The sequence below is a fragment of the Azospira sp. I13 genome (assembly GCF_003112695.1).
Taxonomy (GTDB): domain Bacteria; phylum Pseudomonadota; class Gammaproteobacteria; order Burkholderiales; family Rhodocyclaceae; genus Azospira.
The window spans coordinates 40784-57945 of the sequence record NZ_BFBP01000026.1 but is presented as its reverse complement, the minus strand read 5'-3'; the positions used below and the strand labels follow the sequence as shown (position 1 = coordinate 57945).

12 protein-coding genes are annotated in these 17162 nt (G+C 67.5%); 7 read left to right on the top strand and 5 right to left on the bottom strand.

Annotated features, from left to right (window positions below):
• Window positions 1-21 precede the first annotated feature (21 nt).
• Entirely contained in the window at window positions 22-1068 is a 1047-nt protein-coding gene (gene hypE / locus AZSI13_RS16635; RefSeq protein ID WP_109042314.1) for a hydrogenase expression/formation protein HypE, read from the top strand.
• A gap of 51 nt (window positions 1069-1119) precedes the next feature.
• On the opposite strand, the gene AZSI13_RS16630 is transcribed toward hypE, so the two are convergent.
• Together AZSI13_RS16630 and AZSI13_RS16625 are read right to left on the bottom strand one after the other, a co-directional pair.
• The gene (locus AZSI13_RS16630; RefSeq protein ID WP_133247350.1) at window positions 1120-3414 is read right to left on the bottom strand and encodes an SLC26A/SulP transporter family protein; all 2295 of its coding nucleotides are present in this window, start codon (window positions 3412-3414) and stop codon (window positions 1120-1122) included.
• Between the two features lie 78 nt (window positions 3415-3492).
• Window positions 3493-3705 carry a hypothetical protein gene (locus tag AZSI13_RS16625; RefSeq protein WP_109042312.1) on the bottom strand — a complete coding sequence of 71 codons (213 nt, stop codon included), beginning with the start codon at window positions 3703-3705 and terminating at the stop codon, window positions 3493-3495.
• 354 nt (window positions 3706-4059) lie between these two features.
• Here AZSI13_RS16625 and AZSI13_RS16620 point away from each other — a divergent pair, with 354 nt between their 5' ends.
• The 5 genes from AZSI13_RS16620 to AZSI13_RS16600 all read left to right on the top strand — a co-directional run bounded on the left by AZSI13_RS16620 (window position 4060) and on the right by AZSI13_RS16600 (window position 10836).
• Entirely contained in the window at window positions 4060-4965 is a 906-nt protein-coding gene (locus AZSI13_RS16620; protein WP_109042311.1) for a ZIP family metal transporter, read from the top strand.
• 51 nt (window positions 4966-5016) lie between these two features.
• Window positions 5017-6750 carry an enoyl-CoA hydratase-related protein gene (locus AZSI13_RS16615; protein ID WP_109042310.1) on the top strand — a complete coding sequence of 578 codons (1734 nt, stop codon included), beginning with the start codon at window positions 5017-5019 and terminating at the stop codon, window positions 6748-6750.
• 6 nt (window positions 6751-6756) lie between these two features.
• Window positions 6757-8223 carry a sigma-54 dependent transcriptional regulator gene (locus AZSI13_RS16610; protein ID WP_109042309.1) on the top strand — a complete coding sequence of 489 codons (1467 nt, stop codon included), beginning with the start codon at window positions 6757-6759 and terminating at the stop codon, window positions 8221-8223.
• A gap of 148 nt (window positions 8224-8371) precedes the next feature.
• The gene (locus AZSI13_RS16605) at window positions 8372-9367 is read left to right on the top strand and encodes a HupU protein (protein WP_109042308.1); all 996 of its coding nucleotides are present in this window, start codon (window positions 8372-8374) and stop codon (window positions 9365-9367) included.
• Window positions 9364-10836, top strand: a complete 1473-nt coding sequence (locus AZSI13_RS16600; protein ID WP_109042307.1) for a nickel-dependent hydrogenase large subunit — start codon at window positions 9364-9366, stop codon at window positions 10834-10836. The genes AZSI13_RS16605 and AZSI13_RS16600 overlap by 4 nt, the downstream gene beginning before the upstream one ends.
• Window positions 10837-10843: 7 nt before the next feature.
• Here the strand turns inward: AZSI13_RS16600 and AZSI13_RS16595 are convergent, their stop codons facing one another.
• Window positions 10844-11944: an acyltransferase gene (locus AZSI13_RS16595; RefSeq protein WP_109042306.1), complete on the bottom strand. Its 1101-nt coding sequence runs from the start codon at window positions 11942-11944 to the stop codon at window positions 10844-10846.
• A 163-nt stretch (window positions 11945-12107) separates the two neighbouring features.
• Entirely contained in the window at window positions 12108-13067 is a 960-nt protein-coding gene (gene argC, locus AZSI13_RS16590; protein WP_109042305.1) for an N-acetyl-gamma-glutamyl-phosphate reductase, read from the bottom strand.
• A 183-nt stretch (window positions 13068-13250) separates the two neighbouring features.
• Here argC and AZSI13_RS16585 point away from each other — a divergent pair, with 183 nt between their 5' ends.
• Window positions 13251-16088 (top strand): EAL domain-containing protein, encoded by a 2838-nt coding sequence (locus AZSI13_RS16585; protein WP_165833607.1) that lies wholly within the window; start codon window positions 13251-13253, stop codon window positions 16086-16088.
• Window positions 16089-16156: 68 nt separating this feature from the next.
• Here the strand turns inward: AZSI13_RS16585 and phbB are convergent, their stop codons facing one another.
• On the bottom strand, window positions 16157-16894 hold the full coding sequence (gene phbB, locus AZSI13_RS16580) for an acetoacetyl-CoA reductase (protein WP_109042303.1): 738 nt from the start codon (window positions 16892-16894) through the stop codon (window positions 16157-16159).
• Window positions 16895-17162: the final 268 nt, after the last annotated feature.

The window sequence follows — 17162 nt, the reverse complement described above, 5'->3', positions numbered from 1 at the left end:
CTTACTACCCCGCGAGTCCCCATGAAACAGAACTACATCCGCCCCCTGGACCTGAAGCACGGCCGTGTGGACATGAGCCACGGCAGCGGCGGCCGGGCCATGGCCCAGCTCATCGACGAACTGTTTGCCCCCCTGCTGGGCAACGACTACCTGGCCCAGGGCAACGACGGCTCGGTGATGCCGCTGCCGGAGGGTCCGGGCCGGCTGGTGATGGCCACCGACGCCCACGTGGTCTCCCCCCTCTTCTTCCCCGGCGGCGATATCGGCTGCCTCTCGGTACACGGCACCATCAACGACGTGGCCGTCATGGGCGCCAAGCCTCTCTATCTCTCGGCCAGCTTCATCCTGGAAGAAGGTTTCCCCCTGGCCGACCTCAAGCGCATCGTCGCATCCATGGCGACCGCGGCACAGGAAGCCGGCGTGCCAGTGGTCACCGGCGACACCAAGGTGGTGGAGCAGGGCAAGGGCGACGGGGTGTTCATCAGCACCACCGGCGTCGGCTGGCTGCCTGCCGGCATCGCGCTTTCCGGTAACCGGGCGGCGCCCGGCGATGCCATCCTCGTCTCCGGCCCCATCGGCGACCACGGCATGGCTATCATGAGCCAGCGGGAAAGCCTGGCCTTCGAATCCCCCATCGTTTCCGACACCGCAGCCCTGCACGGCCTGGTGGCGGCCCTGCTGGCCAGCGGCATCGCGGTGAAGGTGCTGCGGGACCCGACCCGGGGCGGCCTGGGCACCACCCTCAATGAAATCGCCCGCCAGTCGGGCGTCGGCATGATGCTGCAGGAGGCCCGCATCCCGGTGCAGCCGGCGGTGGCCGCCGCCTGCGAATTTCTCGGCCTGGACCCGCTCTACTGTGCCTGCGAGGGACGACTCATCGCCATCGTCGCCGGGGAAGATCGGCACAAGGCCCTGGCGGCCCTGCAGGCCCATCCCCTGGGCAGCGGCGCCGCCATCGTCGGCAGCGTGCATGAGGATCCGCACCACTTCGTGCAAATGACCACCGGCTTCGGCGGCAAGCGCATCGTCGATTGGCTCACCGGGGAACAGTTGCCGCGCATCTGCTGATGCCCCGCCGGGGCGTCCCCCGGCCTATCGGCCCAGGCCCGGCCCGGAGTGTCACAGGGTGGCCTGGGCCTCTCCCAATGCCGCTGTGGTGAGACGCAGGCGGTCCGCCAGATCGAGACTCAGGTTGCGCACCAGGCGGGCGGCCACGCCCGGGTGGTTGTCCTGCAGCCAGTCCAGCCGGTCGCGGCTGAGGCTCCACAATTCCACATCCTCGTCGGCCACGGCCGTGGCGGAGCGGGGCTTGCCTTCCAGCAAACTCATTTCGCCGAAAATCACCCCGGGGCCAAAGGCGGCAATGCGATGACTGTGGCTGCCCTGGCCCGGCAGGCGGATGGAAACGGTCCCCCGGCTAACCAGATACAGGGCATCTCCCGCATCGCCCTGGGCGAAGACTTCACTGCCCTGGGCCAGGGTATGGCAGGCCATGCAGGATTCGAGCAAGCGTAGCTCCGTGACCGACAGCCCACGGGCCAGCAGGCAGTCATCCAGGCTCACCGGCGCATCGTGGGTGGCAGCGCCGCCCCGCTCGTCGAGCAGCAGGTTCTCGCAGAATTCCAGGGCACTATCGGCATCGGCGAACCAGTATTGGCGCGGCAGGCTGAGAGCCAGGCCAAAGCCCAGCAGGTTACGACCCACGGCGCTTTCCGGCGGCACCCGGGCCAGCAGGAGATGGCAGCCCTGGCGCTCGAGGCGGGAGGCCAGCTGCTGCAGGCAACGCACGCCGGTGGCATCCACTTCCTTGACGCCGCTGAAATCGAGAATGACCCAGCGGGCCGAGCTCTGCTCCACCGCCTGCTGCATACGGTCTGCCGTGCCGAAAAAGAGACTGCCTTGCAGTTCCATGAGGGCGATCTGCCGGCCGTAGGTCTCCAGCCAGTGCATGTCGGCGGCGCTGCGCACCCGCAGGGAATGGCGCTGGCTGCCGCTGCTGATGCGGCCCACCACCGGCCGGCTGTTGTTGCGCACGAAGAGCACCATGGCGGCCAGCACGCCGACGCCCACCGCCCATAGCAATCCCAGGAATACCGCCGTCAGGGCCACACCAGCTGCCAGGCCGCCCTGGGCCAGGAGTTGCCGATGCTGGGCCGCCTCAGCCGGCGACACGCCACGCCCCAGGCCGCCGATCAGTTGCCGCAGCAGGCGGCGCAGCCAGTCATCCACCATGCCCACGGCGATGGCCACCAGCAGCACCGCCGTCACCGCCTCCGGCACCCGGGACAGCCAGGGCAGGCCCAGCAGTACCACGACGGCCATCCCCAGGGCGTAGAAAAGGGAAGCCGTCGGGGTACGCCCACCACCTCGCACATTGGCCAGCAAGCGGGCCGCCGTCCCGGCGGTGGTGGTGCCGCCGAGCAGGGCCGCCCCCAGGTTGGCGCCGCCCTGGGCCAGCAGTTCCCGGCGACTGTCGTGGCGGCTGTGCAACAACTGGTCGGCGCTGACGGCGCAGAGCATGGCTTCCAGGGAGGCCAGCACGGCAATGGTGGCGGCAAAAGGCAGCAGGGTCGGCAGATGGGCCAGCCACTGGCGGGCATCGGGTAGCAGGGTTTCCCGGGCCGACAGCCACTGGCCAGGCCACTGGAAACTCAAGGCCGGCAGGGTCGGGCCCAGCCATTCGGAGCCGGCCGCCAATCCGAGGGCGTAATAGAGGGCCGTACCTCCCGTCAGCGCCAGGATGGGCGGGGGAATCGGGCGCAGGAAGCGAGGCGGAGCAAAGGACAGGTAGAGGCTGGCACCAGCCACCACCACTGACAGCCAGCGCACATCAGCCCAGCCCAGGGCGGCCCAGGCTGCGTGCCGGTCCAGGCCGAACAGGGGTTTGAGGGCGGATAGCAGCATCAGCAAGGCAATGCCGCACATCAGGCCGGAAAGCACCGGGTAGGGCAGATAGCGGATGGCGCGCCCCAGGCCGGCGGCGCCGATGGCCATCTGCAGGAGCCCGGCCAGGGCACAGCAACTGAGCAACAGCAGCAGGATGGCAGGCGCGGTGCCCGGAGCACCAAGGGGAAAGTCCGGGTGGCGCAGCAGGGTCTCGATGAGGTGGGCGAGGATAATGGCGATGCCGGGGCGGGAACCGCTGATGACGCCCCGGGTGCCCCCCAGCAGGGGGCCGAAGAGGCCGGCCAAGATGCAGCCCATGAAGGCCAGCATGATGCCCAGGCTGCCATAGGTGACCCCCATAGGGGCCAGGGTGATGAGGCCGTAGTTGAGTTCTACCGGTACGCCACCGAGCACGGCCTGCATGCCGCCAAGGCAATCCCCCCGCAAGTGGCCACCGAAGCGCCGGCGCAGGCGCGCCAAGCGGGAATGGGGAGAGGCGGCGGCAGGGAGAACGTCAGACTGGGGCACGGCGGCACTGCAAAGAACCGGGAGGGGACGCCGCTAGGGGCATCCCGGCACGGGGGTGGGGAATCAGGAAGGAAGCGCTCAGCCCCGGACGACGATCATCGCCGCCACCACATTTTCCAGTTCTTCCAGAATCATGCGCCGGGCATCGGCTTCATTCTGGGCGTTGGAGACTTCATAAATATTACGAGTGCCATCGGTAAAGCGGACCGAGGCCAGAAAAGGGGTCTTGGGACGACGGGGACGGCGAGGCGCGGTGGTCTCGGACGAAGCGGAACGGCGTTGGCGTTGCATGCGAAACAAACCTCCCAGGAACAGCAGCGAAGACAGCGACTCTTGTTTTTTTGACGCCTCTCCCGTCAATGCGGTGAGAGTGCAGCCATGCTAACCAAAGCTAACCCTTTGAAAAATAATACGAAGGTGATAAAGCACCGCTTCAACCCCGGAGAAAATGGCCTAAGCCCCTAAAAAGACAGTGGATAATTTTTTTCACCCGGGCACCAAATAGCCATACGGCATGGGACGGCAGGGCTAGCCCGATATTATTGCGCCTGACTATTGAAACAATTCCATCAATTCATTGGATCAATCAAATCGACTTTGCTGTAATGGCCTCATTCCCTGATCACTACGCAGCCGGAGCCCGCCATGTCTGCCCTCATCCATGAAGTCGATGCCCACCTCCTGCATGGCCGGCACCCCGTCCGCAGCCTGGCCGGCCTAGCCGTGGCGGTGGCCGGTTCGGTGGTACTGGCCGCCCATGGGGCCGCCGCCCTGGGCGATGCCCTGGCCAGCAGCGCCATGATCGGCGCGCTGCTGGGAGGCCTGGCCGGCGCCGCCGCCACCGCCGCCGGCGCCGTGGCCATGCTTTTCCTCGGCAAGCTCAACGGCCGCCGGGAAGACCAGCTGATGGCCTTCGCCGCCGGGGTGATGCTGGCCGCCGCCATCGTCTCCCTTTTCATTCCCGCCATCGAAGCCGCCGCGCCGGTCTTTGGCAATGCCTCGCCCCTGGCCGTGCTGCTGGCCCTGGGCGCCGGCGTCGGCCTGATGCTGGGCCTGGACAAGGCCCTGCCCCACGCCCACGCCGTCAGCGGCGTCCATGGCCCGGCCACCCATGCCTCCCGGGGCCTGCTGCTGGCCCTGGCCCTGTTCCTGCACAACTTCCCCGAAGGCATGGCGGTGGGCATCGCCGCCAGCGGCGGTGCAGGGGCCGTGGTGCCGGTGGCCCTGGCCATCGCCGTGCAGGATGTGCCCGAGGGCCTGCTGGTGGCCCTGGCCCTGGGCGCTGCCGGCATGAACCTGCAGCGGGCCGTGCTGCTGGGCGCCGCCACCGGCCTGGCCGAGCCTGTGGGGGCCTGGATCGCCGCCACGGTCCTGGGCGACAACCCGGCCCTCTACCCGGTGGGCCTGGCCTTCGCCGCCGGCGCCATGGGTTTCGTGGTCTTCCACGAAATGCTGCCGGAACTGAAGAGCCGGGGCGGCCTGCCCCAGGTCTCCGGCGCCCTGGCCGGCGGCATCGCCCTGATGCTGGGGGTGGACCTCTTCCTCGGCTGATTGCGTTACATCAAGTCAAAAAAGCCCCGGGGCCGCTAGAATTGCGGCCCTATGGCTTCCCTGCGCATCCTCCTCCTCACCCACACCTTCAACAGCCTGACCCAGCGCCTCCACGCCGAACTGACGGCCCGGGGCCATGAGGTGTCGGTGGAGTTCGACATTGCCGATTCGGTCACCGCCGAGGCCGTCGCCCTCTTCCGCCCCGACCTGATCCTGGCCCCCTTCTTGAAGCGGGCCATCGCCGAGGAACTGTGGTCCAAGCACCTGTGCCTGATCGTGCATCCGGGCATCGTCGGCGACCGGGGCCCCTCGGCCCTGGACTGGGCCATCCAGAACGGGGAGGAGACCTGGGGCGTCACCGTGCTGCAGGCCGAGGAGGAGATGGATGCTGGCCCGGTCTGGGCCAGCGCCGAATTCCCCCTGGGCGGCGGCAAGAAGGCCAGCGTGTACCGCCAGGAAGTGACCGAGGCCGCCTGCCGCGCCTCCCTGGAAGCCATCGAGCGTTTCCAGGCCGGCGGCTTCACGCCCCGCCGCCCCGACCCGGCCGATCCTGCGGTCCGAGGCCGGGAGCGCCCCCTGATGCGGCAGACGGACCGGGGCATCGACTGGTCCCGGGACGACACCGCCACCGTGCTGCGCAAGCTCAACGCCGCCGACGGCTTTCCCGGCGTGCTCGACGAACTCTTCGGCGAACCCTGCCATCTCTACGACGCCTGGCCGGAAGCCAAGCTGCGCGGCACCCCCGGCGCCATCATCACCCGCCGCGAAACCGCCCTGTGCCGGGCCACGGCGGACGGCGCCCTGTGGCTGGGCCATGTGAAGCGGGGCGGAGCCTACCCTCACGCCTTCAAGCTGCCCGCCACCACGGCCTTCGCCGAGCGGCTGGCCGAGATCCCGGAAGCGCCCCTGGACGGCTGGTTCGCCGCCGACCACGCCACCTGGCAGGACATCCGCTATGAGGAGGCCGGCGCCGTCGGCTTCCTCCACTTCGACTTCTACAACGGCGCCATGGGCACCGGCCACTGTCAGCGGCTGCTGGAAGCCCTCCACTTCGCCCTGGAACGACCGACGTCCGTACTGGTGCTGATGGGCGGGCGGGACTTCTGGTCCAACGGCATCCACCTCAACCTGATCGAGGCGGCGGATTCCCCCGCCGACGAATCCTGGCGCAACATCAACGCCATGGACGACCTGGCCGAGGCCCTCATCCGCGCCACCGGCAAGCTCACCATCGCCGCCCTGGGCGGCAACGCCGGGGCCGGCGGCTGCTTCCTGGCCCGGGCTGCCGATCTGCTGTGGGCCCGCCAGGGCGTCATCCTCAACCCCCACTACAAGAACATGGGCAACCTCTACGGTTCCGAGTTCTGGACCTACCTGCTGCCGCCCCGGGTCGGCGCGGACGGGGCCCGGGCCATCATGCAGCACCGCCTGCCCATGACCGCCGACGAGGGCGTGGCCCTGGGCTTCCTCGACGCTGCCCTGGCCGGCACGCCGCAGGCCTTCCGCGTGGACGTGGCGCGCCGCGCCGCCGAGCTGGCCGCCGCGCCGGACCTGGCCCAGCGCCTGGCCGCGAAGGCCGCCCGACGGGCCTCCGACGAGGCCGAGAAGCCCCTCTCCGCCTGGCGCGCCGAGGAGCTGGCCCACATGCAGCGCAACTTCTACGGCTTCGACCCCAGCTATCATGTGGCCCGTTACCACTTCGTGCACAAGTCGCCCCAGTCCTGGACGCCGCGCCACCTGTCGAAGCACCGGGACCTGGGCTGGAGCGTCCCCGAGACGAACTGAAGCGCCATGAAAAATGCCCCCGCCCTGCCCGCCGTCCTCGTGGTGGACGATGAAGTCCGCTCCCAGGAGGCCCTGCGCCGTACCCTGGAGGAAGACTTCACCGTCTTCACCGCCTCCGGCGCCGACGAAGCCATGGCCATCATGGAGCGGGAGCAGGCGGGCCGTGGCGTGCAGGTGGTGCTGTGCGACCAGCGCATGCCCGGCACCTCCGGCGTCGCCTTCCTCACCGAAGTGCGCCAGCGCTGGCCCGATGTGGTGCGCATCGTCCTCTCCGGCTACACCGAGGCTGGCGACATCATCGCCGGCATCAACGAGGCCGGCATCTACCAGTACCTTCTGAAGCCCTGGCAGCCGGAACAGCTGCTGCTGACCCTGAAAAGCGCCGCCAACGTGTGGCGCCTGCAGCAGGACAACCAGCGCCTCTCCCTGGAACTGCGCGCCGCCGAGCCGGTGCTGGCGAGCAAGGTGGAGATGAAGTACGAACGGGTGAAGCGGGAGCTGGGCCTGGACGGCCTCACCCGCAGCGCCGGCAGCCCCATGAACCCGGTCTGCGACATGGTGCAGCGCATCGCCCCCTATGACCTCTCGGTGCTGCTCATGGGCGAGTCGGGCACCGGCAAGGAAATGCTGGCCCGGGCCATCCACTACCAGAGCCGGCGGGACCGCCAGGCCTTCGTCGTGGAGAACTGCGGCGCCCTGCCGGACCAGCTGCTGGAAGCGGAACTCTTCGGATACAAACGGGGCGCCTTCACCGGCGCCTACGAGGACCGCATCGGCCTCTTCCAGCAGGCTGACGGCGGCACCATCTTCCTCGACGAAATCGGCGAGACCTCCCCGGCCTTCCAGGTGAAGCTCTTGCGGGTGCTGCAGGAGGGCGAGTTCCGCCCCCTCGGCAGCCCCCGGCCGGTGAGCGTCAATGTGCGGGTCATCGCCGCCACCAACCGGGACCTGGAGGCCGAGGTGCGGGAAGGTCGCTTCCGCGAGGACCTCTACTACCGCCTGGCCACCGTCACCCTGCACGTGCCGCCCCTGCGGGAGCGGCCCATGGACATTCCCCTCTTGGCCCAGCGCCTGCTGGAAGCCTCCCAGAAAGCCCTGGGCAAGACCGTGCAGGGTTTCACCACCGAGACCCTGGCCTGCATCGCCGCCTACCGCTGGCCCGGCAACGTGCGGGAACTGCAAAACGAGATCCTGCGCATGCTGGCCCTGTGCGAAGGCAAGCAACTGGGCGCCGAGCTGCTCTCGCCCCGGGTGCTGCGGGCGCCGGTGGGGGTCCATGAGGATGCGGAATTGTCCTTCCTCGCCGACCTCTCCGGCGGCCTCAAGGAGCGCATGGAACAGCTGGAAGCCAAGGTGGTGAAGGAGGCCCTGATCCGCCACCGCTGGAACAAATCCAAGGCCGCCGCCGACCTGGGCCTCTCCCGCGTCGGCCTGCGCAACAAGCTGGTGCGCTACGGGCTGGAGAAGGGGTGATGCTTAGATTCGTTGCCACAGAGGGCACAGAGAACACAGAGTTTTTCCGGGCTGTGCAACGGTCGGCGCTTGCTTCAAGCGTGAGGAACGGCAAATTCCAGAGGACACCCTCTGTGATCTCTGTGCCCTCTGTGGCCAAGGTTTTCCCGTGAACCTCCTCTGGCTCCAGGCCGGCGGCTGCGGCGGCTGCACCCTCTCCCTGCTCGGCGCCGACGCCCGGGATTTGCTGCGGCAGCTGGAGGACGTGGGCATCCGCGTGCTCTTCCACCCGGCCCTCTCCGAAGCTTCCGGCCCCGAAGCCCTGGCTATTCTTGAAGACGCTGCCAGCGGCAAGGTGCCGGTGGACATCCTCTGCGTCGAGGGCGCCGTGCTGCGGGGACCCAACGGTAGCGGGCGCTTCCACATCCTCGCCGGCACCGGCATTCCCATGCTGGACTGGGTGCAGCGTCTGGCCGGCCAGGCCCGCCACGTCTTCGCCATCGGCTCCTGTACCGCCTTCGGCGGCGTGCCGGCGGCGGGGGAGAACAGCACCGACGCCTGCGGCCTGCAGTTCGAGGGCGATGAGAAGGGCGGCGTCCTGGGCGTAGACTGGCGCAGCGCCGCCGGCCTGCCGGTGGTGAACGTGGCCGGCTGCCCGACCCACCCAGGCTGGGTGGTGGACAGCCTCATGGCCCTGGCCCTTGGTCAGCTTGGCAACAACGACCTGGACGCCCTGCAGCGCCCCCGTTTCTATTCGGACCAGCTGGTGCACCACGGCTGCCCGCGCAACGAGTTCTACGAATTCAAGGCCAGCGCCCACAAGCCCTCGGAGCTGGGCTGCCTCATGGAGAACCTGGGCTGCAAGGGCACCCAGGCCCACGCCGACTGCAACACTCGGGTGTGGAACGGCGTCGGCTCCTGCCTGCGCGGCGGCTACCCCTGCATCTCCTGCACCGAGCCGGGCTTCGAGGAGCCGGGCCATCCCTTCATGGAAACGCCCAAGGTGGCGGGCATTCCCATCGGCCTGCCTTCGGACATGCCCAAGGCCTGGTTCGTCGCCCTCGCCGCCCTGTCGAAATCGGCGACGCCGAAGCGGGTGCGGGAAAACGCCGCCGCCGACCATCCGGTGGTGATGCCGGCCATCCGCAAGACGGGGTTGAAATGAGCAAGCTGGTGTTGGGTCCCTTCAACCGGGTCGAAGGCGACCTGGAAGTGAGCCTGGAGGTGAGTGACGGCGCTGTGCACTCGGCCCGGGTGAACGCCCCCCTCTACCGCGGCTTCGAGCCCATGCTGCTGGGCAAGGCACCCCTGGACGCCCTGGCCATCGTGCCGCGCATCTGCGGCATCTGCTCCGTGGCCCAGTCGGCCGCCGCCGCCAGCGCCCTGGCCGAGGCCATGGGCCTGACCTCGCCGCCCAACGGCCGCCTCGCCCGCAACCTGATCCAGGCCGGGGAAAACCTGGCGGACCACCTGACCCACTTCTACCTCTTTTTCATGCCGGACTTCGCCCGGGCCGCCTACGCCGCCAAGCCCTGGTTCGCCGAGACCGAAGGCCGCTTCAAGGCCCAGACGGGACGGGCCACGGCGGAGATGCTGCCCGCCCGGGCCGGTTTCATGCGCCTGCAGGGCTACCTGGCCGGCAAATGGCCCCACACCATGGCCCTGCAGCCCGGCGGCACCACCCGGGCGGTGCTGGCGGCGGAGAAAATCCGCCTCTACGCCGTACTGCGGGAGTTCCGTGCCTGGCTGGAAAGCACACTGTTCGGCGACGCCCTGGAAACCGTGGCCGTCCTGGATTCGGCCGACGCCTTGCGGGCCTGGGCCGCCGGACGCCAGGCCGACTTTCCCCGCTTCCTGGCCCTGGCCGACGACCTGGGCCTGCAGCAGGTGGGCCGGGCCGGCAATCTCTTCCTGAGCGTCGGCGCCTACCCGGGCTCCGTCGGCAGCCTCTTCCCCGCCGGCGTCTGGGACGGCGCCAAGGGCCGCCGCGCCGAGCTGGACACCGCCCGCATCGTCGAGGACCTGAGCCACGCCTGGCTGGCCGGCGACGCCCCCCAGGCGCCCGCCCAGGGCCAGACCCGGCCCCTGCTGGAGAAGGAGGACGCCTACACCTGGTGCAAGGCCCCCCGCTACGGCGGCCAGGTGGCCGAGGTGGGCGCCCTGGCACGGCAACTGGTGGCCGGCCAGCCCCTGGCCCAGGACCTGGTGCGGGATCAATCACCCAAAAGCGGAGGGAAATCCGCCGGCGGCAACGTCACCGCCCGCATCGTCGCCCGCATGCTCGAAATCGCCGCCCTCATCCCAGCCATGGAAAACTGGGTGCAGCAACTGGCCCCCGGCGAACCCTTCTGCGCCCACGGCGAACGGCCGGATGCCGCCGTCGGCGTCGGCCTCACCGAAGCCGCCCGGGGCAGCCTGGGCCACTGGCTGACGGTCAAAAACGGTGCCATCGCCGGCTACCAGATCATCGCCCCCACCACCTGGAATTTCTCCCCCCGGGACGCCGCCGGCACCCCCGGCCCCCTGGAGCAGGCCCTGGTGGGCCTGCCCATCCCCAAGGACGAAGCAGCGCCGGTGCTGGTACAGCACGTGGTGCGCTCCTTCGATCCGTGCATGGTGTGCACGGTGCATTGAACGTCGCCTAGGCCCGCCCGCCGTTGATCACCCGGGCCACTCCGGGCAGGCAGCGGCGCAGCAACGCCTGCGCCAGCAGCAGCACTCCGATTACCCCGAGGGGAATGGCGAAATAAAGCAGCATCACCATCGGCGTTGAAGTTGGCTGCAAGGCTTTGTAGGCCAGCTTGCGGGCGATGGTCAGTACCGGTTCGTGGGCGGCATAGACGAAGAAGCTGGCACCGGAAAGCTGCATGAGCCATTGCCGCAACCGCCCGCTGCGGGCCAGGGGCCCCGAGAGGCACAGGGCGGCGCCGATACCGACAATGATGGATACGGAGTGGAGGTACACGCCGAGGCCCTGCTGGGCCAGGGCGGCATCGGCCAAGGCCAGCACAAGGTAGGTGGGAACAAGCCAGCGGGCATGACCGTCCAGGGCGAAGAGGTTCCAGCCCTGCAGGGCAACGGCAGCCCCCAGAAAGAAAAACAGGGCCGCATCCGCCGCCGGCATGGCCAGGGGCCAGAGCGGCAGCACCCAGCCCACGACCAGCAGCAGGACGCCGAGGCGCGGCAGAAAGCGGGCGCCCAGGAAGACCAGGGGGGCCGCCAGCACCAGCAGCATCAGATCCCGGATGAACCAGAACTGGTAGGCAATGGGCATACGGCCAATACCGAAGAGGGCATCGACGTAATCGCCGGAAGCATAGCTGGCGATGGGCAGGCTCTTGCCCGAGAAGAAGCCGGCAGTGGCCGGCAGGGCCTGGGCCAGGGCCACCACCGCCAGGGTGGCGAGATTCCAGAAAAGATAGGGAATGAGCAGGGTGTGCAGGCGGGCCCGGAGCTTGGCGCCGTAGGCCGGCAAGGTGGCGCTGAAATGCCGGAAGAAAAGAAAGCCGGAGATGAGGAAAAACAGCGGCACCGCCACCCGGGCCAGGCCCTGGGAGATGAGGTTGCGGATGAAATCTCCCACCGGGCTACCCTGACTGCTGCCGATGGCGCCACCGGCAAAGCCAACGCTGGTTTCGTAGGCATGGATGAAAACGACGCCGACGATGAGGGGAAAACGCAGGAGGTCGAGGCGCAGGAACAGCGTCTCGTCAGAAGGGGGGGAGCTGGCCTTTAAACGCATGGCGCCATTTTACGACGCCCTCCACTCTTGCTGGAAAGGCAGGCACCACACGGCACGACGCCACCTACCCCACCCTGCCCCCCATTGGCGGCCCCGGCGGCAGACAACAAAAAGGCCGGCATGGTTTCCCATACCGGCCTGAGGGCCATACGGCAGGGGGCGATCAGCGCGCCAGACCGGTCGCCTCGTCCACACCCAGCATGAGGTTCATGCACTGGATGGCGGCGCCGGAAGCACCCTTGCCCAGGTTGTCGAAACGGGCGGCCACCAGAATCTGCTCGCCGTGGCCGAAAACAAAAATCTCGGCACGGTTGGTGTCGTTGCAGGTGGTAGCGGGCAGGAAGCCGTTATCCAGCACCGGGGCGGCATCGGCGGGCATTACTTTGACGAAGACTTCACCGGCGTAATACTCGCTGTAGAAGGCCTGCACGTCTGCCGGGGTGACCTTTTTGCCGAGCAAACGAGGCAGCAGGGGCACCGCCACCACCATACCCTGGGCAAAGTTGCCGACGATGGGGGTGAACAGGGGCTGGTGGGCCAGGCCGGTCTGCATCTGCATTTCCGGCAGATGTTTGTGGGCCAGGCCCAGGGCGTAGAAGCGCGGGCTCTTCATGGTTTCGGGCAGGCTGGCCGGCGCTTCATAGCTGGCGATCATTTCCTTGCCGCCACCGCTGTAGCCGGTGATGGAGTAGGTGCTAGCCGGGTAATCCTTGGGCACGATGCCGGCAGCCACCAGGGGATGCATGAGCATGATGAAGCCGCTGGCGTGGCAACCGGGCACGGCCACCTTCTGGGCCTTAGCCACGCGCTGGCGCTGGCCGCCGTTGAGTTCGGGTAGGCCGTACACCCAGTCCGGGTGGGTACGGTGGGCGGTGGAGGCATCGAGGAAGCGGGTCTTGGTGTTGCCCGGAGCCAGCAGGGAGACGGATTCCTTGGAGGCGGCATCGGGCAGGCAGAGGAAGACCACGTCGGCGCTGTTGATGTATTCGGCCTTGACCGCCGGATCCTTGCGCTGCTCCTCGGGGATGGTGAGGATTTCGATTTCCGGGCGGATGGAGAGGCGCTCGTCGATCTTCAGACCGGTGGTGCCGTGGCGGCCGTCGATGAATACCTTGAAAGTCATGGCAATTTCCGTGGGCAATAAGTGCGGAGGATCAAACCGCTATTGTAGGCGGGCACGCCCCGGAAAACGATGCTTTTTGGTCCAAAAGCACCACTTAGTTCATAGACGCTGCCGGGGACGGTGGGTAGCATGACCGATGACTATCACCGCCACATGACAAGGGACCGGCCTACGCCCCGCACCATGATCCGACTGCCCCCATCTGCCAGACGCCTACTCGATTTCGAGGGTGCCAGCCTGAAGTTCAAGCTGACCCTGGGGGCCGTCGTATTGGGTCTCACCCTGCTGCTGGTGCAATCCATGGTGCAGTTCTTCGTCCTGCGGGGGGACATGATCGAGCGCATCAAGGTGGATCAGTTTGCCCTGGTCTCCGAAGTGGCCGCGGGCCTCGACGAAAAGATCCAGGAACGGCAGGAAGCCCTCTCCCAGGCTGCCAAGGTAGTGCCGATAGCCGCCATGGGGCGCCATGACGAACTGGAGCGTTTTCTCACGGAAGAGCGGGCCCTGCTCTCCATGTTCGACGATCTCTACATTTTCGACGCCAAGGGCCTGCTGCTGGTGGACTGGCCCCGCAAGGCCAGTCGCCGGGGCCTCGACATGTCGGCCCGGGATTACATCAAGGGCGTGCAGGAGCGGCTTGCCGCGGTGGTTTCCCAGCCGGTCCTGGGGCGCTCCACCGGCCAGCCCATCGTCGTCATCGCCGCCCCCATCCTGGATGCCCAAGGTCGTCTGGCCGGCATCCTTGGCGGCGTCTTGAACCTCTACAAGCCCAACCTCCTGGGCTCCCTGCCCCAGCGCAAGATCGGCGACACCGGCTACTTTTACATGGTGGCACCGGACCGCACCGTGATCGCCCACCCGGACCGGGAGCGCATCCTCAAGCCCATCGCCCCCTATGGCAGCAATCCGGTGCTGGACCGAGCCTTTGCCGGCTTCGAGGGTACCGGCGAAGGGGTCAATAGCCGTGGCCTGCACGGCCTGTTTACCTTCAAGCGCCTGCAGACCAACAGCTGGCTGCTGGCCTCCGTCATCCCCGCCACCGAAGCCTTCCAGGCCCTGGGCACGGTGCAGCGGCGCATGATCCTCACCACCCTGATGTTGATGCTGCTCTGCGCCCCCCTGCTGTGGTCTTTCGCCCGCCGCCAGATGCGCCCCTTGGGGGAACTGGCGGCCGCTGTGGAGCAACGCACCGAGGCCGAAGGGCTGGAGGCCAAGGCCCGTCCGGTGCCGGAAAGCGGCAGCCGGGAAATCCGCATCGTGGCCCGGGCCTTCAACCGCTTCCTGGCCGCCTGGAGCCAGGCTGAAGACCGCCAGCGCCTGGCCTCCCATGTGTTCGAGACCACCGCCGAAGCCATCGTGGTCTGCGATGTGGACGCCAACATCCTGGCCGTCAATCCGGCCTTCTGCCAGATCACCGGCTACACGGAACAGGAAGTGCAGGGCCGCAGCATGCGCTTCCTGCGTTCCGACCAGCACAGCCCGGCCTTTTACAAGGCCATGTGGCGCACGGTGCTGGACAGCGGCCGCTGGACCGGCGAAATCTGGAACCGCCGCAAGAACGGCAAGATCTTCCCCAAGTGGCAGACCATCAGCAGCGTGCGCAACGAGCAGGGCGAAGTGACCAACTATGTCTTCGTCTTCGCCGACCTGACGGAAATCCGCAATGCCCAACAGGCAGCCGAGCACCTGTCCTGGAACGACCCTCTTACCGGCATGGCCAACCGGGCCCAGCTGCTGCGGGAAATGGAACGCCATGGCGCCGACGGTGAGGAGCGCAATCGCTTCGCCGCCCTGATCCTGGTGGACCTGGACCGCTTCAAGCGCATCAACGAGGCCCGGGGCCTGGCGGTGGGCGATGCCCTGCTGAAGATCGTCGCTGCCCGCATCTCCCGCAGCCTGTCCCATGACGACCTGCTGGCCCGGGTGGATGCAGATGAATTCGCCATTCTCCTGGCCCACCAGGGCGACCCCGCCAGCAGCCTGGCCAGCAACGTCCAGGCCATTGCCGAAAAGGTACGCCAGCGCCTGCGGGAAGGGATCGAGGTAGGCGGGGAGACCTTCCACCTGGAAGCCAGCATGGGCATCACCCTGCTGCCCCCCAACAGCCGCGGCACCGATGCCGCCGATATCCTGCGCCAGGCCGAAACCGCCATCCACCAGGCCAAGGATGCCGGCGGCGGCCATACCGTCTTCTACGAAAGCGCCATGGCCGAGGCCATCCGCGAGCATTACCTGATGGAGCGGGAGCTGCACCGCGCCTGTCGCGACGGCGAACTACGCCTCTTCCTGCAACCCCAGGTGGATGAACAGCGCGGTTACGTCGGCGCCGAGGCCCTGGTGCGCTGGCAGCACCCCCTGATCGGGCTGACCTATCCCGGGCGCTTCATTCCCCTGGCCGAGGAGTCGGATCTCATCGTCACCCTGGATCGCTGGATGCTCACCGAGGTGTGCAAGCTCCTGGCCGAGCTGGAAGGCATGGGCATGCCCCTGCGCATTTCGGTAAACGTCAGCCCCCGCCATTTCCAGCGCCCCGACTTCCTCGCCAACGTGCAGCAGACCCTGCTGGAGACCGGGGCCGACCCCGGTCTGCTGGTTCTGGAAATCACCGAAGGCCTGGTCATCGACAGCCTGGATGAAGCCATCGCCAAGATGGACACCCTGACCACCCTGGGGGTCCGCTTCTCCATGGACGATTTCGGCACCGGCTATTCCAGCCTGGCCTACCTGAAGCGGCTGCCGGTCCATGAACTGAAGATCGACCGCAGCTTCATCCAGGATGCCCCCAACAACCCCAGCGACGCGGCCCTGGTGCAGACCATCATTGCCGTGGCGCAGCACCTGGAGCTGGAAATCGTCGCCGAAGGGGTGGAAACCCAGGCCCATGCGGACTTCCTGCGGGATTGCGGCTCCGTCATCCACCAGGGCTACCTGCATGGCGAGCCGGAAGCGGCAGAAATCTGGATCGAGCGCATCCGCCAGGCCCGCGGACTGCGGCAGGCGGAGCTGGCCCTGGCCGATTAGGCCCTCCTGGCCCACCAATGAAAACCGGCCCGCAAGGGGCCGGCTGAGGGGCCAACGCGGGTGACGAATCAGCCCATGTGCAGACCGCCGTTGACCGAGAAGTCCGCCCCGGTGGCATAGCCCCCTTCGGCGGAGGCCAGCCAGGCCACCATGGAAGCGATCTCGGAGGGTTCCCCCAAACGCTTCACCGGCACCGTGGCGACGATCTTCTCCAACACTTCGGGGCGGATGGCGCGGACCATGTCGGTGCCGATGTAGCCGGGGCTGACGGTGTTCACCGTGACGCCCTTGCCCGCCACTTCCTGGGCCAGGGCCATGGTGAAGCCGTGGATGCCGGCCTTGGCGGTGGAATAGTTCACCTGGCCGAACTGGCCCTTCTGGCCGTTCACCGAAGAGATGTTGATGATGCGGCCGAAATTGGCCTCCACCATGTCTTCGATGACCTGCTTGGTGACGTTGAAAAGGCTGTCCAGGTTGGTGGATAGCACCGCATCCCAGTCCGCCTTGCTCATTTTGCGGAACTGCCCGTCCTTGGTGATGCCGGCGTTGTTCACCAGCACCGCCACCGGCCCGTGCTCGGCCTTAACCTTGGCGAAGGCCTCCACCGTGGAATCCCAATCGCCGACGTTGCCGGCGCTGGCGTAGAAAGTGAAACCCAAGGCCTTCTGTTCGGCCAGCCACTCCTGGTAATTGCGGGTCGGCCCGCAACCGGCGACGACCTTGAAACCATCCTTATGCAGGCGCTGGCAGATGGCGGTACCGATGCCGCCCATCCCCCCCGTGACGTATGCCAGTTTTTGACTCATACAACCTCCTCGTTTTTTTGGCTTGGGGACCGGGAGGCTTGTAAAAAGAATGTGGCTTGCCACCCGGAAATCTCGCCCGGCGGCACCCCATGGGGGACGCCATGGCGATTTCATTATGTCACCAAGAAAATGGCCGTAGTCTGGCGGTGCAGCAAAAGGAAACGGCCCGCCGAAGAGGGCGGGCCGCTGCACGGGGGTGGCTGCCCGGAGAGGCAGGAAAGACGGGCATCCCGGCCATGCTGACCGGAAGACTGGCGTCTTTCCTGCC